Annotated in this window: 20 protein-coding genes and 1 tRNA gene; 3 read left to right on the forward strand and 18 right to left on the reverse strand. The window is 60.0% G+C overall.

The annotated features are described in order from the left end of the window. From H147_RS20100 to rpsL, 4 genes are all read right to left on the reverse strand, one after another. Positions 1-422 (reverse strand): GTP-binding protein (locus H147_RS20100; RefSeq protein WP_019956808.1); only part of this gene is annotated, 422 nt, incomplete at its 3' end. Positions 423-510: 88 nt separating this feature from the next. Then, on the reverse strand, positions 511-2,634 hold the full coding sequence (gene fusA / locus H147_RS0118100) for an elongation factor G (RefSeq protein WP_019956809.1): 2,124 nt from the start codon (positions 2,632-2,634) through the stop codon (positions 511-513). A 15-nt stretch (positions 2,635-2,649) separates the two neighbouring features. Beyond that, positions 2,650-3,120 carry a 30S ribosomal protein S7 gene (rpsG, locus tag H147_RS0118105; RefSeq protein WP_007206601.1) on the reverse strand — a complete coding sequence of 157 codons (471 nt, stop codon included), beginning with the start codon at positions 3,118-3,120 and terminating at the stop codon, positions 2,650-2,652. Positions 3,121-3,132: 12 nt separating this feature from the next. After that, a complete protein-coding gene (rpsL, locus tag H147_RS0118110; protein ID WP_007206600.1) occupies positions 3,133-3,504 on the reverse strand; it encodes a 30S ribosomal protein S12 in 372 nt (123 codons plus the stop codon). A gap of 400 nt (positions 3,505-3,904) precedes the next feature. On the opposite strand from rpsL, the gene H147_RS0118115 reads away from it, so the two are divergent. Then, complete coding sequence (locus H147_RS0118115; RefSeq protein ID WP_019956810.1) at positions 3,905-4,471, forward strand: hypothetical protein; 567 nt, start codon at positions 3,905-3,907, stop codon at positions 4,469-4,471. Between the two features lie 5 nt (positions 4,472-4,476). Here H147_RS0118115 and H147_RS0118120 read toward each other — a convergent pair whose 3' ends face one another. From H147_RS0118120 to rplJ, 6 genes are all read right to left on the reverse strand, one after another. Next, positions 4,477-5,379 (reverse strand): DMT family transporter, encoded by a 903-nt coding sequence (locus H147_RS0118120; RefSeq protein ID WP_019956811.1) that lies wholly within the window; start codon positions 5,377-5,379, stop codon positions 4,477-4,479. 125 nt (positions 5,380-5,504) lie between these two features. Next, a complete protein-coding gene (rpoC, locus tag H147_RS0118125) occupies positions 5,505-9,743 on the reverse strand; it encodes a DNA-directed RNA polymerase subunit beta' (RefSeq protein WP_019956812.1) in 4,239 nt (1,412 codons plus the stop codon). Further along, a complete protein-coding gene (locus tag H147_RS21100) occupies positions 9,740-10,051 on the reverse strand; it encodes a hypothetical protein (protein ID WP_162561710.1) in 312 nt (103 codons plus the stop codon). The genes rpoC and H147_RS21100 overlap by 4 nt, the downstream gene beginning before the upstream one ends. After that, the gene (rpoB, locus tag H147_RS0118130; RefSeq protein WP_019956813.1) at positions 10,048-14,187 is read right to left on the reverse strand and encodes a DNA-directed RNA polymerase subunit beta; all 4,140 of its coding nucleotides are present in this window, start codon (positions 14,185-14,187) and stop codon (positions 10,048-10,050) included. Before rpoB ends, H147_RS21100 begins: the two co-directional genes overlap by 4 nt. Positions 14,188-14,429: 242 nt before the next feature. Continuing rightward, positions 14,430-14,801 (reverse strand): 50S ribosomal protein L7/L12, encoded by a 372-nt coding sequence (gene rplL, locus H147_RS0118135; protein ID WP_019956814.1) that lies wholly within the window; start codon positions 14,799-14,801, stop codon positions 14,430-14,432. 68 nt (positions 14,802-14,869) lie between these two features. Beyond that, positions 14,870-15,382 carry a 50S ribosomal protein L10 gene (rplJ, locus tag H147_RS0118140; RefSeq protein WP_026352681.1) on the reverse strand — a complete coding sequence of 171 codons (513 nt, stop codon included), beginning with the start codon at positions 15,380-15,382 and terminating at the stop codon, positions 14,870-14,872. 344 nt (positions 15,383-15,726) lie between these two features. Between rplJ and H147_RS0118145 the strand changes: the two genes are divergently transcribed. Further along, positions 15,727-17,520, forward strand: a complete 1,794-nt coding sequence (locus tag H147_RS0118145; protein WP_043700379.1) for a putative bifunctional diguanylate cyclase/phosphodiesterase — start codon at positions 15,727-15,729, stop codon at positions 17,518-17,520. A gap of 13 nt (positions 17,521-17,533) precedes the next feature. Here the strand turns inward: H147_RS0118145 and rplA are convergent, their stop codons facing one another. The 6 genes from rplA to H147_RS0118175 all read right to left on the reverse strand — a co-directional run bounded on the left by rplA (position 17,534) and on the right by H147_RS0118175 (position 20,768). Further along, on the reverse strand, positions 17,534-18,235 hold the full coding sequence (gene rplA, locus H147_RS0118150; RefSeq protein WP_019956817.1) for a 50S ribosomal protein L1: 702 nt from the start codon (positions 18,233-18,235) through the stop codon (positions 17,534-17,536). Next, positions 18,235-18,660 (reverse strand): 50S ribosomal protein L11, encoded by a 426-nt coding sequence (gene rplK, locus H147_RS0118155; RefSeq protein WP_019956818.1) that lies wholly within the window; start codon positions 18,658-18,660, stop codon positions 18,235-18,237. The genes rplA and rplK overlap by 1 nt, the downstream gene beginning before the upstream one ends. Positions 18,661-18,780: 120 nt before the next feature. Further along, positions 18,781-19,311: a transcription termination/antitermination protein NusG gene (gene nusG / locus H147_RS0118160; RefSeq protein WP_007206590.1), complete on the reverse strand. Its 531-nt coding sequence runs from the start codon at positions 19,309-19,311 to the stop codon at positions 18,781-18,783. 190 nt (positions 19,312-19,501) lie between these two features. Then, positions 19,502-19,702, reverse strand: coding sequence for a preprotein translocase subunit SecE (gene secE, locus H147_RS0118165; protein WP_019956819.1), 201 nt, complete (start codon positions 19,700-19,702; stop codon positions 19,502-19,504). Positions 19,703-19,756: 54 nt separating this feature from the next. After that, a complete protein-coding gene (locus H147_RS0118170; RefSeq protein ID WP_019956820.1) occupies positions 19,757-20,650 on the reverse strand; it encodes a hypothetical protein in 894 nt (297 codons plus the stop codon). A gap of 42 nt (positions 20,651-20,692) precedes the next feature. Further along, positions 20,693-20,768: transfer RNA gene (locus tag H147_RS0118175), tRNA-Trp, on the reverse strand. A 120-nt stretch (positions 20,769-20,888) separates the two neighbouring features. Here H147_RS0118175 and H147_RS0118180 point away from each other — a divergent pair. Next, positions 20,889-21,566: a lysophospholipid acyltransferase family protein gene (locus tag H147_RS0118180; RefSeq protein ID WP_051108230.1), complete on the forward strand. Its 678-nt coding sequence runs from the start codon at positions 20,889-20,891 to the stop codon at positions 21,564-21,566. On the opposite strand, the gene H147_RS0118185 is transcribed toward H147_RS0118180, so the two are convergent. Both H147_RS0118185 and H147_RS0118190 read right to left on the reverse strand, forming a co-directional pair. Next, positions 21,556-22,206, reverse strand: a complete 651-nt coding sequence (locus H147_RS0118185) for a CatB-related O-acetyltransferase (RefSeq protein WP_019956822.1) — start codon at positions 22,204-22,206, stop codon at positions 21,556-21,558. The genes H147_RS0118180 and H147_RS0118185 overlap by 11 nt on opposite strands. A 243-nt stretch (positions 22,207-22,449) precedes the next feature. Then, on the reverse strand, positions 22,450-22,909 hold a 460-nt coding region (locus tag H147_RS0118190; RefSeq protein ID WP_019956823.1), incomplete at its 5' end, for an EF-Tu C-terminal domain-related protein.

Below are 22,909 nucleotides of genomic sequence, written 5' to 3' on the forward strand. Positions count from 1 at the left end.
AGTTCGGCGTCATCCACCTGGTCGACCTTGTTCATGTAGACGACCATGTAGGGAATGCCGACCTGACGGCCCAGCAGGATGTGCTCGCGCGTCTGCGGCATCGGGCCGTCAGCGGCGTTCACCACCAGGATCGCGCCGTCCATCTGCGCGGCACCGGTGATCATGTTCTTCACATAGTCCGCGTGGCCGGGGCAGTCGACGTGGGCATAGTGACGGGATTCGGATTCGTATTCGACATGCGCGGTCGAGATCGTGATGCCGCGGGCCTTTTCTTCGGGCGCGCCATCGATCTGGTCGTAGGCACGGAAGTCGCCGAAATACTTCGTGATCGCCGCCGTCAGCGTCGTCTTGCCGTGGTCAACATGCCCGATCGTGCCGATGTTCACGTGCGGCTTGTTACGTTCAAACTTTGCCTTTGCCATGGTGTGGCTCCTTGAATTTTGTGTTGGGGCGGCGGGGATAACCCCGCCCTACGGGGGGTGGTAGGGCGGGGTTATCCCCGCCGCACCGTTAAGCGTATTTCTTCTGGATCTCGTCGCTGATGTTCTGCGGCACCGGTTCATAATGATCGAAGATCATCGTGAAGTTGGCGCGACCGGACGACATCGACCGCAAGGTGTTGATGTAGCCGAACATGTTGGCCAGCGGCACGAAAGCCTCGATCACGTTGGCATTGCCGCGGCTGTCCTGCCCCTGCACCATGCCCCGACGCGATGTCAGGTCACCGATGATCCCGCCGGTATATTCCTCGGGGGTCACGACTTCGACTTTCATGATCGGTTCAAGCAGTTTCGCACCGGCCTTGCGCATCCCTTCACGCATACACATCCGTGCAGCGATCTCGAACGCGAGGACCGAGGAGTCCACATCGTGATACTTGCCTTCCAGCAGGGCCACCTTGAAGTCGATGACGGGGAAGCCTGCCAATGGACCGGAATCCATGACCGACTTGATCCCTTTTTCGACGCCAGGGATGTATTCCTTCGGCACCGAACCACCGACGACGCGGCTTTCGAACGAGTAGCCTTCGCCGGGCGCTGTCGGCTGGATCAGCAGCTTGACCTCACCGAACTGGCCCGACCCACCGGATTGTTTCTTGTGGGTATAGGTGTGTTCGACTTCGTGGCCGATGGTTTCGCGGTATGCCACCTGCGGCGCACCGATGTTCGCCTCGACCTTGAATTCGCGCTTCATGCGGTCGACCAGAATGTCGAGATGCAATTCGCCCATGCCCTTCATGATGGTCTGACCGGATTCAAAGTCAGTTTCCACGCGGAAGGATGGATCCTCTGCAGCCAGACGCGCCAGCGCGATGCCCATCTTCTCTTGGTCGGCCTTTGTCTTTGGCTCGACCGCGATTTCGATCACGGGCTCTGGGAAGGTCATCGTTTCAAGAACGACAGGATCGGACGGATCACACAGGGTGTCGCCGGTTGTCGTGTTCTTCAGACCACCCAGCGCGATGATGTCACCGGCCCAGGCTTCGTCGATTTCTTCGCGGTTGATGGCGTGCATCATCATCATGCGACCGACACGTTCCTTGCCACCTTTGGTGGAGTTCAGCATCGCATCGCCCTTGGCCAGCTTGCCCGAATAGAGACGGGTGAAGGTCAAGGACCCCACAAACGGGTCGTTCATGATCTTGAACGCAAGGCCCGAGAACGGCATGCTATCATCCGCGCGGCGCGGGATGTTGCGCGTCTCGGTTTCGTCACCGGGCTTGAAGCCCATGTAGTCGACAACGTCCATCGGGCTTGGCAGATAGTCGATCACGGCGTTCAGCAGCGGCTGCACGCCTTTGTTCTTGAATGCGGAGCCAGCCAGAATCGGGACGAATTTCATCGCCAGCGTGCCCTTGCGGATCAGCTTGCGCAGGGTGTCCACATCAGGTTCTTCGCCTTCGAGATAGGCCATCATCGCGTCGTCGTCCATGTCGACGGCCAGTTCGATCAGCTTGCCGCGCCATTCCAGCGCCATATCGTTCAGGCTGTCGCGGATCGGCTGACGCACCCAGGACGCGCCCAGGTCTTCGCCAAGATAGACCCATTCTTCCATGGTCACGAGATCGATGATGCCTTCAAGCTCGGTCTCGGCACCGATCGGCAACTGGATCGGGGCAGGCACAGCGCCTGTCCGGTCAGCAATCATCTTGACGCAGTTGAAGAAATCGGCGCCGATCTTGTCCATCTTGTTGACGAACACGATCCGCGGAACCTTGTAACGGTCAGCCTGACGCCAGACGGTTTCAGTCTGGGGTTCGACACCGGCATTGGCGTCCAGCAGACAGATCGCACCGTCGAGCACGGCCAGCGAACGTTCCACCTCGATGGTGAAGTCAACGTGGCCGGGGGTGTCGATGATGTTCATGCGGAACTTGGTATCGGAGATCCCGTCAGCGGTCGGGTCGTCCTGACGCTGCCAGAAGGTCGTGGTCGCAGCCGAGGTGATCGTGATGCCGCGTTCCTGTTCCTGTTCCATCCAGTCCATGGTCGCCGCGCCATCGTGCACTTCGCCGATGTTGTGGGATTTGCCGGTATAAAACAGAATCCGCTCGGTGCAGGTGGTTTTACCTGCATCGATATGCGCCATGATACCGAAGTTGCGGTAGCGGTTCAGTGGGTAGTCGCGTGCCATGTCGGTTCGTCCCTATTACCAGCGATAATGGCTGAACGCTTTGTTCGCGTCGGCCATCTTGTGGGTGTCTTCGCGCTTTTTCACGGCAGTGCCGCGGCCTTGGACAGCGTCGAGCAGTTCGCCTGCAAGACGTTCTTCCATGGTGTTTTCATTGCGCTTTTTCGCAGCGGCGATCAGCCAGCGGATCGCCAGCGCCTCACGACGCTCTGGACGGACTTCGACGGGCACCTGGTAGGTCGCACCACCGACGCGGCGCGAGCGCACTTCGACGGATGGCTTGATGTTGTCCAGACACTCGTGGAACACTTCCACGGGCGACTTTTTCAGCTTGCCTTCAACGCGATCAAACGCGTTGTAGACGATCCGTTCGGCAACGGCTTTCTTGCCGTCGACCATCAGGTTGTTCATGAACTTGGTCAGAACGGTATCACCAAACTTGGCGTCTGGCAGAACTTGGCGCTTTTCAGCGGCGTGACGACGTGACATGTGATCTTTCCCTTACTTCGGACGCTTCGCGCCATATTTGGAACGGCGCTGCTTACGGTTCTTGACGCCTTGAGTATCAAGAACACCCCGCAGGACGTGATAACGCACACCTGGAAGGTCTTTTACACGGCCGCCACGGATCAGGACGACAGAGTGTTCCTGAAGGTTGTGGCTTTCACCGGGAATGTAAGAGATCACCTCGAAGCCGTTGGTCAGACGCACCTTGGCGACTTTCCGCATGGCCGAGTTCGGTTTCTTTGGTGTGGTGGTGTAAACGCGCGTGCAGACGCCGCGTTTCTGAGGGCAGGATTCCAGGTGCTGAGACTTGGATTTGACAATTTTCGGCTGGCGCGGCTTGCGGATCAGCTGCTGAATCGTTGGCATCGTGTGATGTTCCCATCTATTCACATGTATGCGTCCGGCAAACGCGGGTTTCAAACCATGCCTTTCGCGTATGAAAAGCACAAAAATTCCGCAGTCGAACCCTTACCGGAGGTTCGGTGCGGTCTGCATCCAGAGGAACAAGGCTATAATCGCCCGGTTCTTGGCCACGACAGATGTGATATCGGGACAAATGGGAAATCCCCGCCCGGATGAGCGGCGTATAGGCCGTTGCGCATGGGCTGTCAACAGGGGCAGAGCCGTGCCGTTTGCCTCCGAATACCCCGGAAAACAAGCTGCTATTGCATAGCATCATCGACAGCGCGACCGTGGTTGCAAGAGGCGCAAAGCCCGACACGCAATCTTGCAAGAATCGACACCGGGCTAGCTGGAGACCACACCTATGAAACCGATTTTCCCCGCCCTGGCGGCCTGCCTGACATTGGCCGCATGCGCTGTCCCGACGCCGCCCAGCATTGGTGAACGCGAGGTCGACCGCGCCTTTGCCGAAGCCGCGCGCATCAGCCGCCTGCCGGAAACCGGCCTTACCGGTCTGCCGACCGGATCAGCCACCTATTCCGGCCAGATCGGGGCAGACGTGACCGGCGACCTGAACGGCAGTATCCTGGGCGATATGGCGATGACAGTGGGCTTTGGGGCGGACCGCGTCACGGGGTCTGTCACGAATATCAACCTCATCGACACCGCCGGACGGCCGGATCAGTTGCTGGACGGTGGTCTTGCGATCAGCGGGTTCGAGGATCGGGGCAACATTCTTGCCGGGGCCAGAGGCGACGTCTCGGGTGTGACGCCGGGCGGCTCTTTCTTCACGTCTGATATGAACCTGACGTTGCAAGGCAGCGTGCGCGACGACTTCCGTGGCGGCGATGCTGTGTTCGGGACAGCGACAGGCAATGCCGTCGGCGATGTGGACCTGTTCCTTGACGGTGTGTTCTTCGGCACGCGGTAGCGGGATCAGCGGATGCGGTCCGGCGACAGATTGTGCCGGATGCGCAGCCGCCGTTCGCGCCAAAGCGTGAACAGGCCTGTGGCCACGACGATGGCCCCGCCGAACAGCGTCAAGGCGTTCGGCCATTCGTCGAACACCAGAATTCCGAGGATCAGCGCGACCAGCAGGCTTGTGTAGCGGAAAGGAGCGACAAAACTGATCTCGCCCGACCGCATCGCGCTGACCGAGAAGAGATAACCGAAAATCAGAAAGATCGTGGCGCACCCAATCTGCAACAATGATGTGGGCGACATCGTTTGCCATGTGATGAAGAGCGACCCGACAGCCCCCAGCGTCGTTACCCCGATCGCCGCGATCAAGGCCACGAACACCACCGGCACCTGCACCGACATCCGCCGCACCGCCAGATCGCGCAGCGTGATGCAGGCCACCGAAATCAGCGCATAGATACTGTAGCCACTGAAATCCGCTCCGCCCGGCTGGATGATGAACACCACGCCCACAAAGCCGATGCCAATGGCCGCGAACCTGCGCCAGCCCAACGCCTCGCCCAGAAACAGCGTTGCAGCCAGGCTGACGGCAAGCGGCAGCGCCTGGAGGATCGCGCTGACATTGGCGATGGGCATGTGGAACAGCGCGGTCAGAAAGAAATAGGTGCCGCCGACCTCGCCCAGCGTGCGCAACAGGATCAATCCCCAGTCGCGCCGTGGCAGGTTGAAATGCAGCTGGTTCATCGCCCGGCACATGAGCGTCAGGCAGATGATCGCGCCGGTCCCCCGGATCAGGACCGCCTGAAACAGCGGGATCTGGTCGGACACGGATTTCATGAAAGCATCGTTGACCGTAAAGGCGAACATGCCCCCCGTCATTAGCAACGCACCCCGGATATTGTCAGACATCACCGCCATGCCCAAGGAGGTATCAGCGCCGCTTGACCTCTGCCAGAGAGATTGCGCCGGGGGCACCGACATTCTGTTCCAAATGAAAAGGCCCCCGAAAGCGGGGGCCTTTTCGTTGTTCGTTTTGCCGAGCCTTACGCGTCGTTGTCGTCGGACGCTTCGGTGCGCGCACCGAACACATCGGTTTCCTCGTTCCGCACGGGCGCAACCAAGGCGGCCGCCTGTTCGGCTTCTTCGCGGCGGGCCTCGATCACGACATTGTCGCGGTCTGCGGCGATCTTGCGCATCTGCTGGGTTGCCCCGCCTGTGCCTGCCGGGATCAGACGACCGACGATGACGTTTTCCTTCAGGCCGATCAGCTTGTCCCGCTTGCCCTGAACCGATGCTTCGGTCAGCACGCGCGTGGTTTCCTGGAACGATGCCGCCGAGATGAAGGACCGTGTCTGCAACGACGCCTTGGTGATCCCCAGAAGGATCGGCTCGCCCGTTGCCGGACGGTCGCCGCGTTTGATCGCCTTGGCGTTGGCTTCGTCGAACTCGGCCTTGTCGACGGTTTCGCCTTTCAGCAGAACCGTGTCACCGCTGTCCTGGATTTCCCATTTCTGGAGCATCTGGCGCACGATGACTTCGATGTGCTTGTCGTTGATCTTCACGCCCTGCAGGCGATAGACGTCCTGCACTTCGTCGATCATGTAGACGGCAAGCGCCTCGACCCCCATGACCGCAAGAATATCATGCGGGGCTGGGTTACCATCCATGATGTAGTCACCCTTCTGGACAAAGTCACCTTCCACGACGGGAATGTGTTTGCCCTTGGGCACCATGTATTCGACCTTGACGTCCGCATCTTCGGCGCTTTCGATCGTGATCCGGCGCTTGTTCTTGTAGTCCTTGCCAAAGCGCACGTAGCCATCGATTTCGGCGATGATCGCGTGATCCTTGGGGCGACGGGCTTCGAACAATTCGGCCACACGCGGCAGACCGCCGGTAATGTCCTTGGTCTTGGCACCTTCGCGCGGGATACGCGCGATCACGTCACCGGCTTTCACGTCCTGACCGTCTTCGACGGACAGAACCGCGTCGACCGACATACCGTAGGAGACGGGGTTGCCGTCATCCTTCAGCACGACCTCGCCATCGGCACCGACGACGATGATCTTCGGTGCCAGCTCGTTTCCCTTGGGGGCGGCGCGCCAGTCGGACACGATACGCTGGGTCATGCCCGTCGCATCATCTGTGTCTTCACGTACGGCGATCCCGTTGACGAGATCGACGTATTTCGCCGTACCCGACTTTTCGGCGATGATCGGCAGGGTATAGGGGTCCCATTCGAACACCTTGTCGCCGCGCAGGATGTCCTGGCCTTCCTTGACCAGCACCTTGGAGCCGTAACCGACCTTGTGGGTCGCACGATCCTCGCCTTCGGGTCCGACGATCGCGATGACCATGTTCCGGCCCATGACGACGTTTTCGCCAGCGGCGTTTTCCAGCAGTTGCGCGTTGCGGAACGTGACCTTGCCGGGCTGCGACGCTTCGAGGAACGACGCCTGCCCACCCTGTGCCACGCCGCCGATGTGGAAGGTCCGCATCGTCAGCTGTGTACCGGGTTCACCGATGGATTGGGCGGCGATGATACCGACCGCTTCACCGATGTTCACGCGTGTGCCGCGCGCCAGATCACGGCCATAGCACATCGCGCAGACGCCATCTTCGGCCTCGCAGGTCAGCGGGCTGCGGATGCGCATCTTGCCGATGGCTGCGGCGTCGATCATGTCGGCCTTGCGTTCGTCGATAAGCTCGCCTGCGTGCACGATCACCTCGTCGGTGCCGGGACGGATAACGTCATCGGCAGAGACACGGCCCAGCACACGCTCGGCCAGCGACGACACGACCTCGCCGTCGTTCACGGCCGCTTCGGCAGTGATCGCACGGTCGGTGCCGCAATCGACCTGACGGACGATGCAATCCTGTGCCACGTCGACCAGACGACGGGTCAGATAGCCCGAGTTCGCCGTCTTCAACGCCGTATCCGACAGACCCTTGCGGGCGCCGTGGGTGGAGTTGAAGTATTCAAGAACGGTCAGACCTTCCTTGAAATTCGAGATGATCGGCGTTTCGATGATCTCGCCGTTCGGCTTGGCCATCAGGCCGCGCATCCCGCCAAGCTGCTTCATCTGTGTGACCGAGCCACGCGCACCGGAATGGGCCATCATATAGACAGAGTTCGGCTCGCTTTCCGATCCGTCGGCGTCGCGGCCGGCGGTCGAAATGGTGGTCATCATCGCCTCGGTAACCTTGTCGTTGGCTTTCGACCAGGCATCCACGACCTTGTTGTACTTTTCACCCTGGGTGATCAGGCCGTCCATGTACTGCTGTTCGAAATCCTTGACCTGGTCGCGGGTCTCGTCGACCAGCGCCCATTTGGTGTCGGGCACGACCATGTCGTCCTTGCCGAACGAAATGCCCGCCTTGAACGCCTCGCGGAAACCCATGGTCATGATCTGGTCACAGAAGATGACCGATTCCTTCTGGCCGCAATAGCGGTAGACGGTGTCGATGATCTGCTGGACTTCTTTCTTGCGCAGCAGACGGTTGACCAGCGCGAAAGGTGCCTTGGCGTTCAGCGGCAGAAGCACACCCAGACGCAGACGGCCCGGTGTCGTTTCGAACCGTTCCAGCACTTCGTTGCCTTCGTCGTCGATCTGGATCATCCGCGCGGTGATCTTGGCGTGCAGATGCACCTCGCCTGCGGCCAGCGCATGTTCGACTTCGTCGATATTGCTGAACGACATGCCTTCGCCCTTCATGCCTTCGCGCATGATGGTCGTGTAGTACAGGCCAAGGATCATATCCTGCGACGGCACGATGATCGGCGCGCCGTTGGCAGGCGACAGCACGTTGTTCGTGGACATCATCAGAACGCGGGCTTCCAGCTGCGCCTCAAGGCTCAGCGGCACGTGAACAGCCATCTGGTCGCCGTCAAAGTCGGCGTTGAAGGCGGTACAGACCAACGGATGCAGCTGGATCGCCTTGCCTTCGATCAGGACGGGTTCAAACGCCTGAATGCCCAGACGGTGCAGCGTGGGCGCACGGTTCAGCATGACGGGGTGTTCGCGGATCACTTCATCCAGGATATCCCAGACTTCCGGCCGTTCTTTTTCGACCAGTTTCTTGGCTTGTTTCACGGTGCTGGACAGGCCCTTGGCCTCCAGCCGCGAATAGATGAACGGTTTGAACAGTTCGAGCGCCATCTTCTTGGGCAACCCGCACTGGTGCAGCTTCAGTTCCGGCCCGGTCACGATGACCGAACGACCCGAAAAGTCGACGCGTTTGCCCAAAAGGTTCTGGCGGAAACGCCCCTGCTTACCCTTGAGCATATCAGACAGCGATTTCAGCGGACGCTTGTTGGCACCCGTGATCACGCGGCCACGACGGCCGTTGTCGAACAGCGCATCGACGGATTCCTGCAACATGCGCTTTTCGTTGCGCACGATGATGTCGGGCGCGCGCAGTTCGATCAGGCGCTTCAGGCGGTTGTTCCGGTTGATGACCCGACGATACAGATCGTTGAGGTCGGATGTCGCGAAACGGCCGCCATCCAGCGGGACCAGCGGGCGCAGTTCCGGCGGGATCACGGGGATCACGGTCAGGACCATCCATTCCGGACGGTTGCCGGATTCAAGGAAGTTCTCGACGATCTTCAGACGCTTGATGATCTTCTTGGGCTTCAACTCACCTGTCGCCACTTTCAGATCGGCGCGCAGCTGTTCAGCTTCGGATTCCAGATCGATCTGGGCCAGCATTTCGCGGATCGCTTCGGCACCGATATTGGCCTGGAACGCGTCCATGCCGTACAGGTCCTGCGCGTCGTTGAATTCTTCCTCGGTCAGCAACTGGCCATAGGTCAGGTCGGTCAGACCGGGTTCGATCACGACGTAGTTTTCGAAATACAGGATGCGTTCCAGATCGCGCAGGGTCATGTCCAGCATCAGGCCGATACGGGATGGCAGCGATTTCAGGAACCAGATGTGCGCGACGGGTGCGGCCAATTCGATATGGCCCATGCGTTCGCGGCGGACCTTTTGCAGGGTCACTTCCACGCCACATTTTTCGCAGACGACGCCGCGATATTTCATGCGCTTGTATTTGCCGCACAGGCATTCGTAATCCTTGATCGGACCAAAGATACGCGCGCAAAACAGACCGTCCCGCTCTGGCTTGAACGTGCGGTAGTTGATGGTTTCGGGCTTCTTGATCTCGCCGAAGGACCACGACAGGATCCGTTCGGGCGATGCCAGAGACACCTTGATTTCGTCAAACGTCTTTGCCGGGGCAACCGGGTTGAACGGGTTGTTTGTCAGTTCCTGGTTCATTGAATGACCTTTCCAGGTTGGGGACAAGCGAAGCTATAGTCCCGAATGTCGTACAGGCTGATGCCACGTGTGAGTGCAAGAGTGTCGGCCGTTGCATCAGGAAGACCACAGGTTTCCTTTGCAGCGCCCAAAGCAATATCGCGTCCTGCGCTAGCGTCTTCCCAGTTCCCGAATACGCCCAGTGCACCCAACTGCACGCGTGCAGAATGGGTAAACTGGCCATCTTGTGCGGCTTGCACTTCAACCGAAGCGCAGGCCACAAGAACCGATAGACCGCCGAGCGTCAGAGCGATCGGAGTTTCCCTCACTCCTCATCCTCCGCATCCAGGAGTTCCATGTTGAGGCCAAGACCCCGAACTTCTTTCACAAGCACGTTGAAGGACTCGGGCACGCCAGCCTCGAAGTTGTCCTCGCCTTTGACGATGCTTTCATAGACTTTCGTCCGCCCTGCCACGTCATCCGACTTGACCGTCAGCATTTCCTGCAGGGTGTAAGCAGCGCCATAAGCTTCCAGTGCCCAGACTTCCATTTCCCCGAAACGCTGGCCGCCGAACTGGGCTTTACCACCCAGAGGCTGCTGCGTGACAAGGCTGTAAGGCCCGGTGGAACGCGCGTGGATCTTGTCATCGACCAAGTGGTGCAGTTTCAGCAGGTATTTGACACCCACCGTCACCTTGCGGCTGAACTGCTCACCGGTGCGACCGTCAAACAGGATCGACTGACCCGAGGTGTCGAAACCGGCACGCCGCAGCGCATCGTTCACGTCAGCCTCTTTCGCGCCGTCGAACACGGGTGTCGCAATCGGCACACCGCGTGTGACGTTGCCCGCAGCTTCGACCAGATCATCCTCGGCCATGTTGACGATGCCTTCTTCGTAGACATCATCGCCATAGGCGATTTTCATCGCTTCACGCACCGGTGTCAGATCGCCGGACCGGCGATATTCACCCAAAGCCTCGTCGATCTGGATACCCAGACCACGCGCGGCCCAACCCATGTGGGTTTCTAGGATCTGACCGACGTTCATCCGCGACGGCACACCCAGCGGGTTCAGACAGAAGTCGACAGGTGTTCCGTCCGCGAGGAACGGCATGTCTTCCATCGGCACGACCTTGGAAATGACGCCCTTGTTGCCGTGACGACCGGCCATCTTGTCGCCCGGTTGCAGCTTGCGCTTCACCGCGACGAACACCTTGACCATCTTCATGACGCCCGGAGGCAGATCATCGCCGCGACGGACCTTTTCAACCTTGTCCTCGAACCGTGCATCCATCGCCCGTTTCTGGATTTCGTATTGCTGGTTCAGCGCCTCGACGATTTTCGCGTCGTCTTCGTCTTCCATGGCAAGCTGCCACCACTGGCCACGGCTCAGTTCGGACACGCTCTCCTCGGTGACGACGGAACCTGCCTTGAAGGCTTTTGGCCCCTTGGCTGCTTTCTTGCCACCAATGATATCCCACAGACGCGCATAGATGTTGCGGTCGAGGATCGCACGTTCGTCATCGCGGTCGCGCGACAAGCGTTCGACTTCTTCACGCTCGATCTGGAGCGCGCGTTCGTCCTTTTCCACGCCGTGACGGTTGAACACGCGCACCTCGACCACAGTGCCAAAGTCACCGGGCGGCAGGCGGAGCGATGTATCACGGACGTCGGAAGCCTTTTCACCAAAGATGGCGCGCAGCAGCTTTTCTTCCGGCGTCATCGGGCTTTCGCCTTTTGGTGTGATCTTGCCGACCAGAATATCCGCTGGCCCGACTTCGGCCCCGATATAGACGATACCGGCTTCGTCGAGGTTACGCAGGGCTTCCTCGCCGACGTTGGGGATGTCGCGGGTGATTTCCTCTGGCCCGAGTTTCGTGTCACGGGCGGCGACTTCGAATTCCTCAATGTGGATCGAGGTGAAGACATCGTCGCGCACGATGCGTTCGGAAATCAGGATCGAGTCTTCGTAGTTGTAGCCGTTCCATGGCATGAACGCGACGACCACGTTCTTGCCCAGAGCCAGCTCACCCAGATCGGTCGATGGACCATCGGCGATGACCTGACCTTTCTGGACCAGATCGCCCACCTTCACCAGCGGACGCTGATTGATGCAGGTGTTCTGGTTCGATCGCTGGAATTTGCGCATCCGGTAGATGTCGACGCCCGCATCGCCCAGTTCCAGATCGGATGTCGCACGGATCACGATCCGCTGCGCGTCGACCTGATCAATGATACCGGCGCGGCGCGCCATGATGGCAGCACCGCTGTCACGCGCCACGACTTCTTCGATGCCGGTGCCGACAAGTGGTGCCTCGGCCTGCAGCAAAGGCACGGCCTGACGCTGCATGTTCGACCCCATCAACGCACGGTTGGCGTCGTCGTTCTCGAGGAACGGGATCAGCGATGCGGCGACCGAAACGAGCTGTTTCGGCGACACGTCGATCAGGTCCACGTTTTCGCGTGGCGCCAGTGTGTAATCGCCGTTCACGCGAGTCGAGACCAGATCGTTGCGGAACGATCCGTCAGGGTTCATCGACGCGTTGGCCTGCGCCACGGTGTGACGCATTTCCTCGGTCGCGGACATGTATTGCACATCATCCGTCACCTTGCCGTCCACGACCTTGCGGTAGGGCGTTTCGATGAAACCATACTTGTTGACGCGGGCGAAAGTGGCCAAGGAGTTGATCAGACCGATGTTCGGACCTTCCGGCGTTTCGATCGGGCACATCCGGCCATAGTGGGTCGGATGGACGTCACGGACTTCAAAACCGGCACGTTCGCGGGTCAGGCCGCCGGGCCCAAGCGCCGACAGGCGACGCTTGTGCGTCACTTCGGACAGCGGGTTGGTCTGGTCCATGAACTGCGACAGCTGGCTGGAGCCGAAGAATTCGCGCACGGCGGCAGCGGCAGGTTTCGCGTTGATCAGATCCTGCGGCATCACCGTGTCGATTTCGACCGAGGACATGCGTTCCTTGATCGCGCGTTCCATGCGCAGCAGGCCGACGCGATACTGGTTTTCCATCAGCTCGCCCACGGAACGGACGCGGCGGTTGCCGAGGTGGTCAATGTCGTCGATATCGCCCTTGCCGTCGCGCAGTTCGGTCAGCGCCTTGATGCAGGCGACGATATCCTCACGGCGGAGCGTGCGGATGGTGTCGTCGGCGTCAAGGTCCAGACGCATGTTCATCTTGACGCGGCCCACGGCGGACAGGTCATAGCGTTCGCTGTCAAAGAACAGCGTGTCGAACAGCGCCGATGCGGAATCGACGGTCGGTGGTTCGCCCGGGCGCATCACGCGGTAGATATCCATGAGCGCGGTTTCGCGGTTCATGTTCTTGTCGGCCGCCATCGTGCTGCGGATGTAGCCACCCACAGAGATGTTGTCGATGTCCAGCACGGGGATCGAGGTGATGCCCGCGTCGATCAGTTCCTTCAAGGTGCCGCCGACAACGTCGCCGGTCTTGTCCATTTCCAGCGTCAGCTCGTCACCGGCTTCGACATAGATCGCGCCGGTGTCTTCGTTAATGATGTCACGCGCGACGTATTTGCCGACGATCTGGTCGTAGGGGACCAGCAGCTTCTTGACCTTGCCTTCGTCGATCATCTTCTTGACCGACCGTGGCGTCACCTTTTCGCCAGCCTTTGCGATGATCTCGCCGGTATCGGCATCGACCAGATCATAGGTCGGGCGTGTGCCGCGCACGCGTTCTGGGAAGAACTTGGTCGTCCAGGCGTTCGCCTTTTTGTCCAGCGCGTAATCGACAGTGTTGTAATAGGCATTCATGATGCCTTCCTGGTCCAGCCCCAGCGCATAAAGCAGGGTGGTCACAGGCAGTTTGCGGCGACGGTCAATCCGGCAGAACACGAGGTCCTTGGCGTCGAATTCGAAATCGAGCCAGCTGCCGCGGTAGGGGATGATCCGGCAAGCGAACAGCAATTTCCCCGACGAATGGGTCTTGCCCTTGTCGTGGTCAAAGAACACGCCGGGCGAACGGTGCATCTGGGATACGATCACACGTTCGGTGCCGTTCACGACAAACGTGCCGTTCGGCGTCATCAGGGGCATATCGCCCATGAACACGTCTTGTTCCTTGATATCCTTGACGGATTTGGATCCTGTGTCCTCGTCCACTTCGAACACGATCAGGCGAAGCGTCACCTTCAGCGGGGCAGCATAGGTCATGTCGCGCTGCATGCATTCTTCGACGTCGTACTTGGGCTTTTCCAGTTCGTATTTCACGAACTCCAGCACGGCGGTCTCGTTGAAGTCCTTGATCGGGAAAACCGACTGGAACACACCCTTGATGCCTTCGCCGTCAAGCGGTGTTTCGCTGTCGCCGGAACGCAGGAACAGATCATAGGAAGATTTCTGAACCTCGATGAGGTTCGGCATTTCAAGCACTTCACGGATTTTGCCGTAATACTTGCGCAGGCGTTTCTGACCAAGGAAGGAGGAAGCCATGTGCGATATCACCTTTTGTTTGTCTCTCGAACGTGCGGCGCCCGGGCTGCGCCGCCACATCCATTTGACCGGGGGTTTCAAGTCTATTCGTGGCTGCCGTCCCACCGGCTGCCTCCCGACTTTTCAACCTACCCAAGAGGTGGGCCACGCATGGCCTGCCGCTAAGACAGGTTTGGCTGGACGCACGATCAGTGCGTCCAGCCGTGTTGGTTCGGCAAAGGAGACCCTTTGCCAGATAAGGCTTAGGCCAGTTCGACGGTCGCGCCAGCTGCTTCCAGCTTGGCTTTGATTTCGTCGGCTTCGGCTTTCGATGCGCCTTCTTTGACCTTGCCGCCAGCTTCGACCAGGTCTTTTGCTTCTTTCAGGCCCAGACCGGTGATGCCGCGCACTTCTTTGATCACGTTGATCTTCTGTGCGCCGGCGTCTTTCAGGACGACGTCGAATTCGGTCTTTTCTTCTGCAGCTTCAGCAGCAACAGCAGGACCGGCCATCATCACAGCGCCGCCAGCAGCGGGCTCGATGCCGTATTCATCCTTCAGGATGGTTTTCAGTTCTTGTGCTTGAAGAAGGGTCAGACCAACGATTTCTTCAGCCAGTTTTTTCAGATCAGCCATTTTATGCTTTCCGTTCGTTTTAAGTGTGTTCCAACGTGAGGCGACAGCCCCAAGTCAATTCAGATGCTTTACGCAGCTTTCTCTTCGATGGTCGAAAGAATGCTCGCGATGTTCGAAGCAGGCGCGCCAATGGCCCCGGCGATGTTTGCGGCAGGTGCTGCGATGCAACCCACGATAGAAGCGATAAGCTCCTCGCGGCTTGGCATCCCGGCAACGGCTTTCACACCGGCTGGATCCAGTGCCGTGTCACCCATTGCCCCGCCCAGAACGACCAGTTTCTCGTTCGTCTTGGCATAGGCATCGACCACTTTCGCTGCTGCGACAGGGTCTTCGGAATAGGCGATCACGGTCATGCCCGTCAGGTAGGTTGCGATGCTTTCGCATGGCTTACCCTCAAGGGCAATCTTGGCGAGCTTGTTCTTGGCAACGCGCACGGCCCCGCCGGCATCGCGCATACGCGCCCGCAGGTCCTGCATTTCAGCAACTGTCATGCCTTCGTAGTGGGCGACCACTACAACGCCAGAGCTTTCAAAGATCTGGCCGAGTTCATCGACCAATTGTTCTTTTTGTGCTCTATCCACAGTTTCACTCCAATTAAGGTGCCAAATAGTCTGGCACCGGCTCTCGTTTTTGCCGGGCAGCGGACCACCCGACAGTCGGTGTCCACGTAAACGGGGCGAGCCAAGTTGAACCGAGGAGAGCCTCGAAAAATTCTGGTCTATCCCGTCTCAGGCAGGAATTAACGGTCTTGCGACCAACCCACCGTCTCGGACGAATAAAGGCCCGAACGAATCAATCTTTCGGGCCTAGATTGGTGGTTATCGTCTGAGCGCGGGTTTGCCAAGGGCCGATTTCTCATCAGATGGCCGCTTTCATGATATGCCGATATACCTTTTTTCAATGAATGTGGCTTATGCTCGCGCGCATGACACCGCAAAGCCCATCCTCTTTCCGCAATCTGGAAGATTTCGCAGGCATCGCCTCTGACTGGTTCTGGGAAACCGATCATGCGCATCGGTTCACCTATTTCTCGGGTCGGATGGAAGCGGTGACCAAACTCAAGACCGCGGACATCCTTGGCCGACGGCGCGATATTGTGGCGGCCAACCCTGCCGGGCCGGATTGGCAGGCCCATCTGGACGACCTGAACGCGCACCGGCCGTTCCGCAACTTCGAATACCGGATCATCCGGCCGACCGACGGGTCGACCATGTGGCTGCGGGTCGCCGGTGAACCATTGTTCGATCCCGCTGGCAGGTTCATCGGCTATCGCGGCACGGGGCACGACATCACGCGCGAAAAGGTGGCGATGATGCAGCTGGAAGAAAGCAATGCAGCCCTTGCCGTCCGGAACCGCGAACTGATCGAGGCGCGTCACGCGCTTGAACAGGCCGCTTATCACGATACCCTGACCGGCTTGCCCAACCGGCGTGCATTCGAACGCGCGCTGGACGGCGTCACGGGCGGGCCCGCCATGCGGATTGCCCTGCTGCACCTTGATCTTGACAGGTTCAAATGGGTCAATGACACGCTGGGCCATCCCAGCGGCGATGCCGTGCTGATCACTGCGGCCAGACGGATTTCTGCAATGGTTGGTGAAACAGGGCGTGCGTACAGGGTCGGCGGCGACGAATTCATGGTGCTTTTGACGCGTGACATCGCGGGTGACGGCGCGCGCCGGACAGGGTGTGCGATCGTCGATGCGATGACACAGCCCATCGATCTGGATCAGCGACAGGTCACCATCGGCGTCAGCATTGGCATCGCTCTCGGGATGGCCGGTCACGATGATGCCGCAGACCTGATCGCCAATGCCGATGTTGCGCTTTACGAGGCCAAGCGTAACGGACGCAATCAAGTCTGCCAGATCAGCCCCCAGATCACAAAGCGGATGCAAGCCAGACGCCACATCGCGGCCACGATCCCCGCGGCGCTGGAACGGGGGGAGTTCACGGCCTATTTTCAACCCCAGGCGGACGTCATGTCCGGCGATATCGTCGGGGCCGAGGCACTTGTGCGGTGGCATCACCCCGAACGCGGCCTGATCAAACCCGCGGCTTTCCTGGATCTCGCGGCCGAGATGGGAATCATCGAAGACATCGACCGCCTGATGCTGCGGCTCGCACTGGCCATGGTCGACCGGCTGCACAGCTGCGGGTTGATCCTGCCGTCGATATCCGTGAACATCAGCGCGCCACGCTTGATGGACCCGCGGCTGCCCGACGACGTCGCAGGGTGCTGGGTTGATCGGCGATGCAGGCTGTCGATTGAATTGCTGGAAACGATCTATTTCGACGACAGGCGCGAAAACCCCCAGATCATCGATAACCTGCGGCGGTTGCGCGACATGGGGGTCGAAATACGCACCGACGATTTCGGCAGTGGGCGGGCGTCGATCACCGGCTTGTTGAAGGTCAGGCCAGACAGGCTCAAGATCGCTGGCAACCTGATCAAGGCGGCGGTCCATGATCGACAGCAATGCAAGGTGGTTGCAGCGATCCTGGAAATGACCCGCGCGCTGGGCATCGCGGCGACTGCGGAAGGTGTCGAAACCAGCGACGACATCGCTGTCGTCCGCGATATCGGCTGCAAATACTATCAAGGCAACGCGCTTGCCCCGCCGCTGGACGAGGATGACTTTGTCGCTTTCCTGTCGCGACACAGGATGGCGGCTGAAACGAAAAAGGCAGGCCTTGACGGCCTGCCGATGTTCTTGTGAACCGAAAGCTCGGTCAGGTATTGCCGGTCGCCGAAGCCACGTCGACTGTCACGCCAGGACCCATGGTCGAGCTGACGGCGATCTTTTTCATATAGGTGCCCTTGGCGCCTGTTGGACGAGCCTTGCTGACGGCATCCACGAAAGCACGCATGTTTTCCTGAAGCTGTTCAGCCGAGAACGACGCCTTGCCGATACCGGCATGCACGACGCCCGCTTTTTCCGCCTTGAACTGCACCTGACCGCCCTTGGCTGCTTCGACAGCTTCCTTGACGTCCATGGTCACGGTGCCGACGCGCGGGTTCGGCATCAGGTTGCGTGGACCCAGCACCTTGCCCAGACGACCAACGATGGCCATCATGTCAGGTGTCGCGATGCAACGGTCGAAATCGATCGTGCCGCCCTGGATGGTTTCCATCAGGTCTTCTGCACCGACGATATCAGCACCAGCGGCGCGGGCTTCGTCGGCCTTGTCACCACGGGCGAAAACAGCGACGCGAACGGTCTTGCCGGTGCCGTTGGGCAGGGTCACGGTGCCGCGGACCATCTGGTCTGCGTGGCGTGGATCGACACCCAGTTGCATCGCGATTTCGACGGTTTCGTCGAATTTCGCGTTGGCGTTGCCTTTGACCAGCGCGATCGCCTCGGCGACGCTCAGGTTGGCCTTGCCGTCGAACGCAGCGCGGGCTGCGGTTGTGCGCTTACCATGCTTTGCCATTACTTGACCTCCACGCCCATCGAACGGGCAGAGCCCATGATGATCTGCATTGCACCTTCAATGGATGTCGCATTGAGGTCTTTCATCTTGGCTTCGGCGATTTCGCGCACCTGCTTGGCGGTGATCGAACCGGCGGATGCACGGCCGGGGGTCTTGGACCCGGACTGAAGCTTGGCCGCCTTCTTGATGTAATAGGACGCAGGGGGCGTCTTGATCTCGAAGGTGAAGGACTTGTCCGCGTAATAGGTGATCACAGTCGGGCAAGGCGCGCCTTTTTCCATATCCGCAGTCTTGGCGTTGAACGCCTTGCAGAATTCCATGATATTGATCCCGCGTTGACCCAATGCTGGGCCGACCGGCGGGCTTGGCTTGGCGTCGCCCGCTGCAACCTGCAGCTTGAGCATGCCCATGACTTTCTTGGCCATCTGGCCTCTCCTTTTTTCAGCGATGGGCTGAAGCCCACCCTACATTTGCCCAAAACGGGCGGTGATGCCGTGGTTCGGCCCGGACGTGATCCGGTGCCTCCCACGTCTGAACACGCAAGGTTACTGTTTCGAAACCTGCGTGAATTCTAGTTCGACCGGGGTGGCCCGGCCAAAGATCGACACCGTGACCTTGAGTCGCTGGTGTTCTTCGTCGACATATTCGACCATGCCGTCGAAATCCTCGAACGGGCCGTCGTTGACCTTGACCTTTTCGCCGATCTCGAAGTGGATCAGGGTGCGCGGGCTGTCCTCGCCTTCCTGAACGCGGCCAAGGATGGCCTGCACTTCGGCGTCACGCATCGGCATCGGGCGGCCTTGTGGCCCCAGAAAGCCGGTGACGCGGTTGATCGAATTGATCAGGTGATAACCTTCGTCCGACATTTCCATATGCACCAGCACATAGCCGGGCATGAAACGGCGTTCGGTCGTCACTTTCTTGTTGCGGCGCACCTCGATGACTTCTTCGGTGGGCACCAGGACTTCGTCGATCTGGTCGGACAGGCCTTTTTCTTCCGCCTTTGCGCGGATTGCCTCTGCGATCTTCTTTTCGAAGTTCGAAAGAACGCTTACCGAATACCAGCGTTTAGCCATCTGTCAGAGCACCTTGTCGTCACGAGACCGCAATGGCCCCTGGTTCAAATTGATCCGACGCCTGCGCCGGTGTCGAAAATAAAAGCGGCGTGCAACTCGATTCGCCGCACGCCATATTTCCGAAGTTGCTTGCCTTTACCGCCGCGACCACCCGTTTTCAAGAGGGGCGCGCCATAATAAGCCGGAGCCTTTAGCCGCCGAAGTAGCCAAGCACGCCGGACAGCCCGAAGCGGATCACGAAATCGACCAACGAAAAGAAGATCGCTGTCAGTGCTGCAAGGATGAACACCATGATCGTGGTCAGCACGACCTCGCGGCGGGTCGGCCAGACGACCTTGGCCACCTCGGCGCGGACTTCTTGAATGAACTTCACGGGATTGGCGATGGCCATCGGCACGGTCCTTTATCGAAACTTTGCGCGACATACGGCGTTGCGGGGTCGAATTCAAGCCCGCATGCTGTCACGCGCCCAGTGCGGGTCCAGCAATGTCACCCCTGGCACGGCGCCGATCGCTGTGATCTGTCTGCGGTAAGCGGCATCGCCAGCGGCATGGTCGGCGGGGCTGAACCCGTCAAACGGCGGATAGCCATCTTCGACCGGCAACATCCTGCGGGCGGCAAAGCCAAGATCGCCCCCCTCGCGCAGGGCGTGACGATGCAAGACCTCGGCCACAGCGGCGGCGGAAAGGCTGCGGTGAATGTAGCGGTCCAGCGGTTTGACCATCTGTGCTGCGGATGCCCCGAGCAGCCCGGCGCAAATTCCGCCAAAATGGGTCGCATAATCCTCGTGGCACCACACAACCATTTCCCCGACCCCCGGCACGGCGCGCAACCGCAGAACCAGATCGTGCCAATCCACCGATCCCGGCGGATTGATGTTTCTGTAGTGGGCCATGCGCGTCACGACCCCGCCTATGAGTTGCTGGCAATAGGCCGCGTTAAGAAAAGCGGTCGGACGACGGACTGCGAGGAAGACGTCGATCTTGCGGTCAATAGCCTGCGCGACTGCGCTGATCCGCTGCGACGCATCGGGATAGCGGCAGGTCACAGGTCTGCGGCGGGGTGTGTTGAGCGCTCCAATGTAATTTTCTTCGCTGAACACGACACGTCCGGCCGCCTTAAAAAGCGACGCGATCTCTTCGGACGGCGCTTGCCCAGCGGTCAGCCCGAGCAGGGCCGGGACAGACTGGCGCGGTTTGCGCAGTTGATCGGGGCCAAACCAATGCACCCCGCGCGCGGAAAGGGCAGCCGCCTGTGTCTGGATAGACCGCTGCAAATGCGACGTCGCCGTCTTGTGCGCCCCGATATGGAAAGCAAAGGAACATGCTGTGTCAGTCATGGAACTGGTGATCCTTCGGCGCGGGCCGTTCCGATCGGGGCCTGGCAGGGGCAGCAGGGCTTGAACCCGCGACCTACGGTTTTGGAGACCGTCGCTCTACCAACTGAGCTATACCCCTAAGGCCGATTGACGGGTTAGTCGCAAACGCCGCCCGGATCAAGTGCCAAGCTGCGGCAGACTTGTGTTCACCGTCAGAAATGTTGAAACAGACAGCCAACCCAATACCGAAAGGCCGCCCTTGTCCCTGCGCAGACGGATCGAACGATCGGAAACGCTTGCCTCTGTCTTGGCTTGGCTTGTCGGCAGCTATCTGGCGCTGTGCAATCGGACGACCCGCTGGCATATCGAAGGGCAGGGTGATCTGCGCACGGCCTTGGCGCAGGGCCCTGTCCTTCTGGTGATGTGGCACAGCCGGTCGGTGATGGGCGCGCTGCATTGGCCTGTCGCCGACGGCCCGCTGTCGAGCCTTTACGATGCCTCGCCCATCGGGCGCGTCTCGGGCGCGTTGCAACGCCGCGTCGGGCTGCAATCCATGCAGATGTCGCGCCACACCTCCAACCTTGCGGCATCGCGGATCGTGCTCAAACGTGTGCGCGAAGGTGTCAGTATCGGGATGACCGGCGACGGCCCGCTTGGCCCCGCGCATCAGGTCAAGGATGCGCCACTGGAATGGGCGCGTGTGACGGGTGTACCGGTCTTCTGCTACGCTTTCGCCACAACGCGCGCAAAACGCCTGAATACATGGGACCGGATGCTGGTGCCACGGATGTTCGGGCGCGGTGCGGTGGTCTTTGCGCGGTTCGAGGGGGCGATCCTGCGCAAGCCAGATGAGGCCACCCGCGAAGCGCTGCGCGAAGAGATGCGCCGTTTCATGGATGCGACAACGGCGCAGGCCGACGCGCTGATCAGCCGCTAGCGGCCTTTTCCAGCGCGTCCAGATCGGCACCGACAATCGCGGCTTCGTGGGTCGTGATCCGGTCGATGTTCCAGTCCCACCAGCGAATCCTGTTCAGCACGGCGATCACCTCCGGCGCAAATCGCTGGCGGACGACGCGGGCGGGGTTGCCCGCAACGATCGCATAGTCGGGGATAGCCCCTGCGACGACCGCCCGCGCACCGATGATGACGCCATTCCCGATCTTGGTCCCCGGCAGGATCGTGGCCCCCTGCCCGATCCAGACGTCATGACCGATCACCGTGTCAGGCCCCGGTCCGGGCATCGAGGGGCTGTCCGACCCGCCGCCCGAGAAGATACCGAAGGGAAAGCTGGAAAACCCGTCGCGCCGGTGGTTGGCCGAGGCAGTGATGAAGATCACGCCATCCGCGATCTGGCAGAACTTGCCGATTGTCAGACGTTCCGGCGAGAAATCATAGAGATAGGGCGCGAGTTGTGCCGCCCAGTCCGTCGGCGGGACATGCGCGCTGGCATAGCTGTAGTCACCCGCGCTGATACGCGGATGGTCGATTGCGGCGGACAGGAACACCGTGCCTGCATGGGCAGTGCCGTCAGGCAGGCGGACGGGATGACGTGTCGCAGGGTCGGGAAAACGGGGCATGTGGATACCTTTGTGCTGGAACGACGTTGTTTCAGAAAAGGGTATGATCCATCGATGCCTCCGTAAGTTGCAGGACAAGCCTAGCGCCAATGACAAGAATTTGGAACCCTCGCACAGCAAAAAGGCCGCCCCGAGGGGCGGCCTTTTGTTTGGTGTCAGGCGGGGCGAGCCCGGCTTTTCAGTGCCGAGCGGGTGCTCGGGACTTTTGCTGCGCACATGTCCCTGCCACCCGCCAGGCGCGGCTTAGAGCAGGATCTTCGACACGACGCCGGCGCCGACGGTGCGGCCGCCTTCGCGGATGGCGAAACGCAGGCCGTCTTCCATGGCGATCGGTGCGATCAGCTCGACTTCGAACTTCAGGTTGTCGCCCGGCATCACCATTTCGGTGCCTTCAGGCAGCACAACCGTGCCGGTCACGTCCGTCGTGCGGAAGTAGAACTGCGGGCGGTAGTTCGCGAAGAACGGCGTGTGACGGCCGCCTTCTTCCTTGGTCAGGATATAGGCCTCGGCTTCGAACTTGGTGTGTGGCTTGACCGAACCGGGCTTGCACAGCACCTGGCCGCGCTCCACACCTTCACGGTCCACACCGCGCAGCAGCGCGCCGATGTTGTCGCCAGCCTGGCCGCTGTCCAGCAGTTTGCGGAACATTTCCACGCCCGTGCAGATGGTTTTCTTGGTGTCGCGGATCCCGACGATCTCGATC

The sequence above is a fragment of the Yoonia vestfoldensis DSM 16212 genome, from assembly GCF_000382265.1.
GTDB classification, from domain to species: Bacteria; Pseudomonadota; Alphaproteobacteria; order Rhodobacterales; family Rhodobacteraceae; genus Yoonia; species Yoonia vestfoldensis.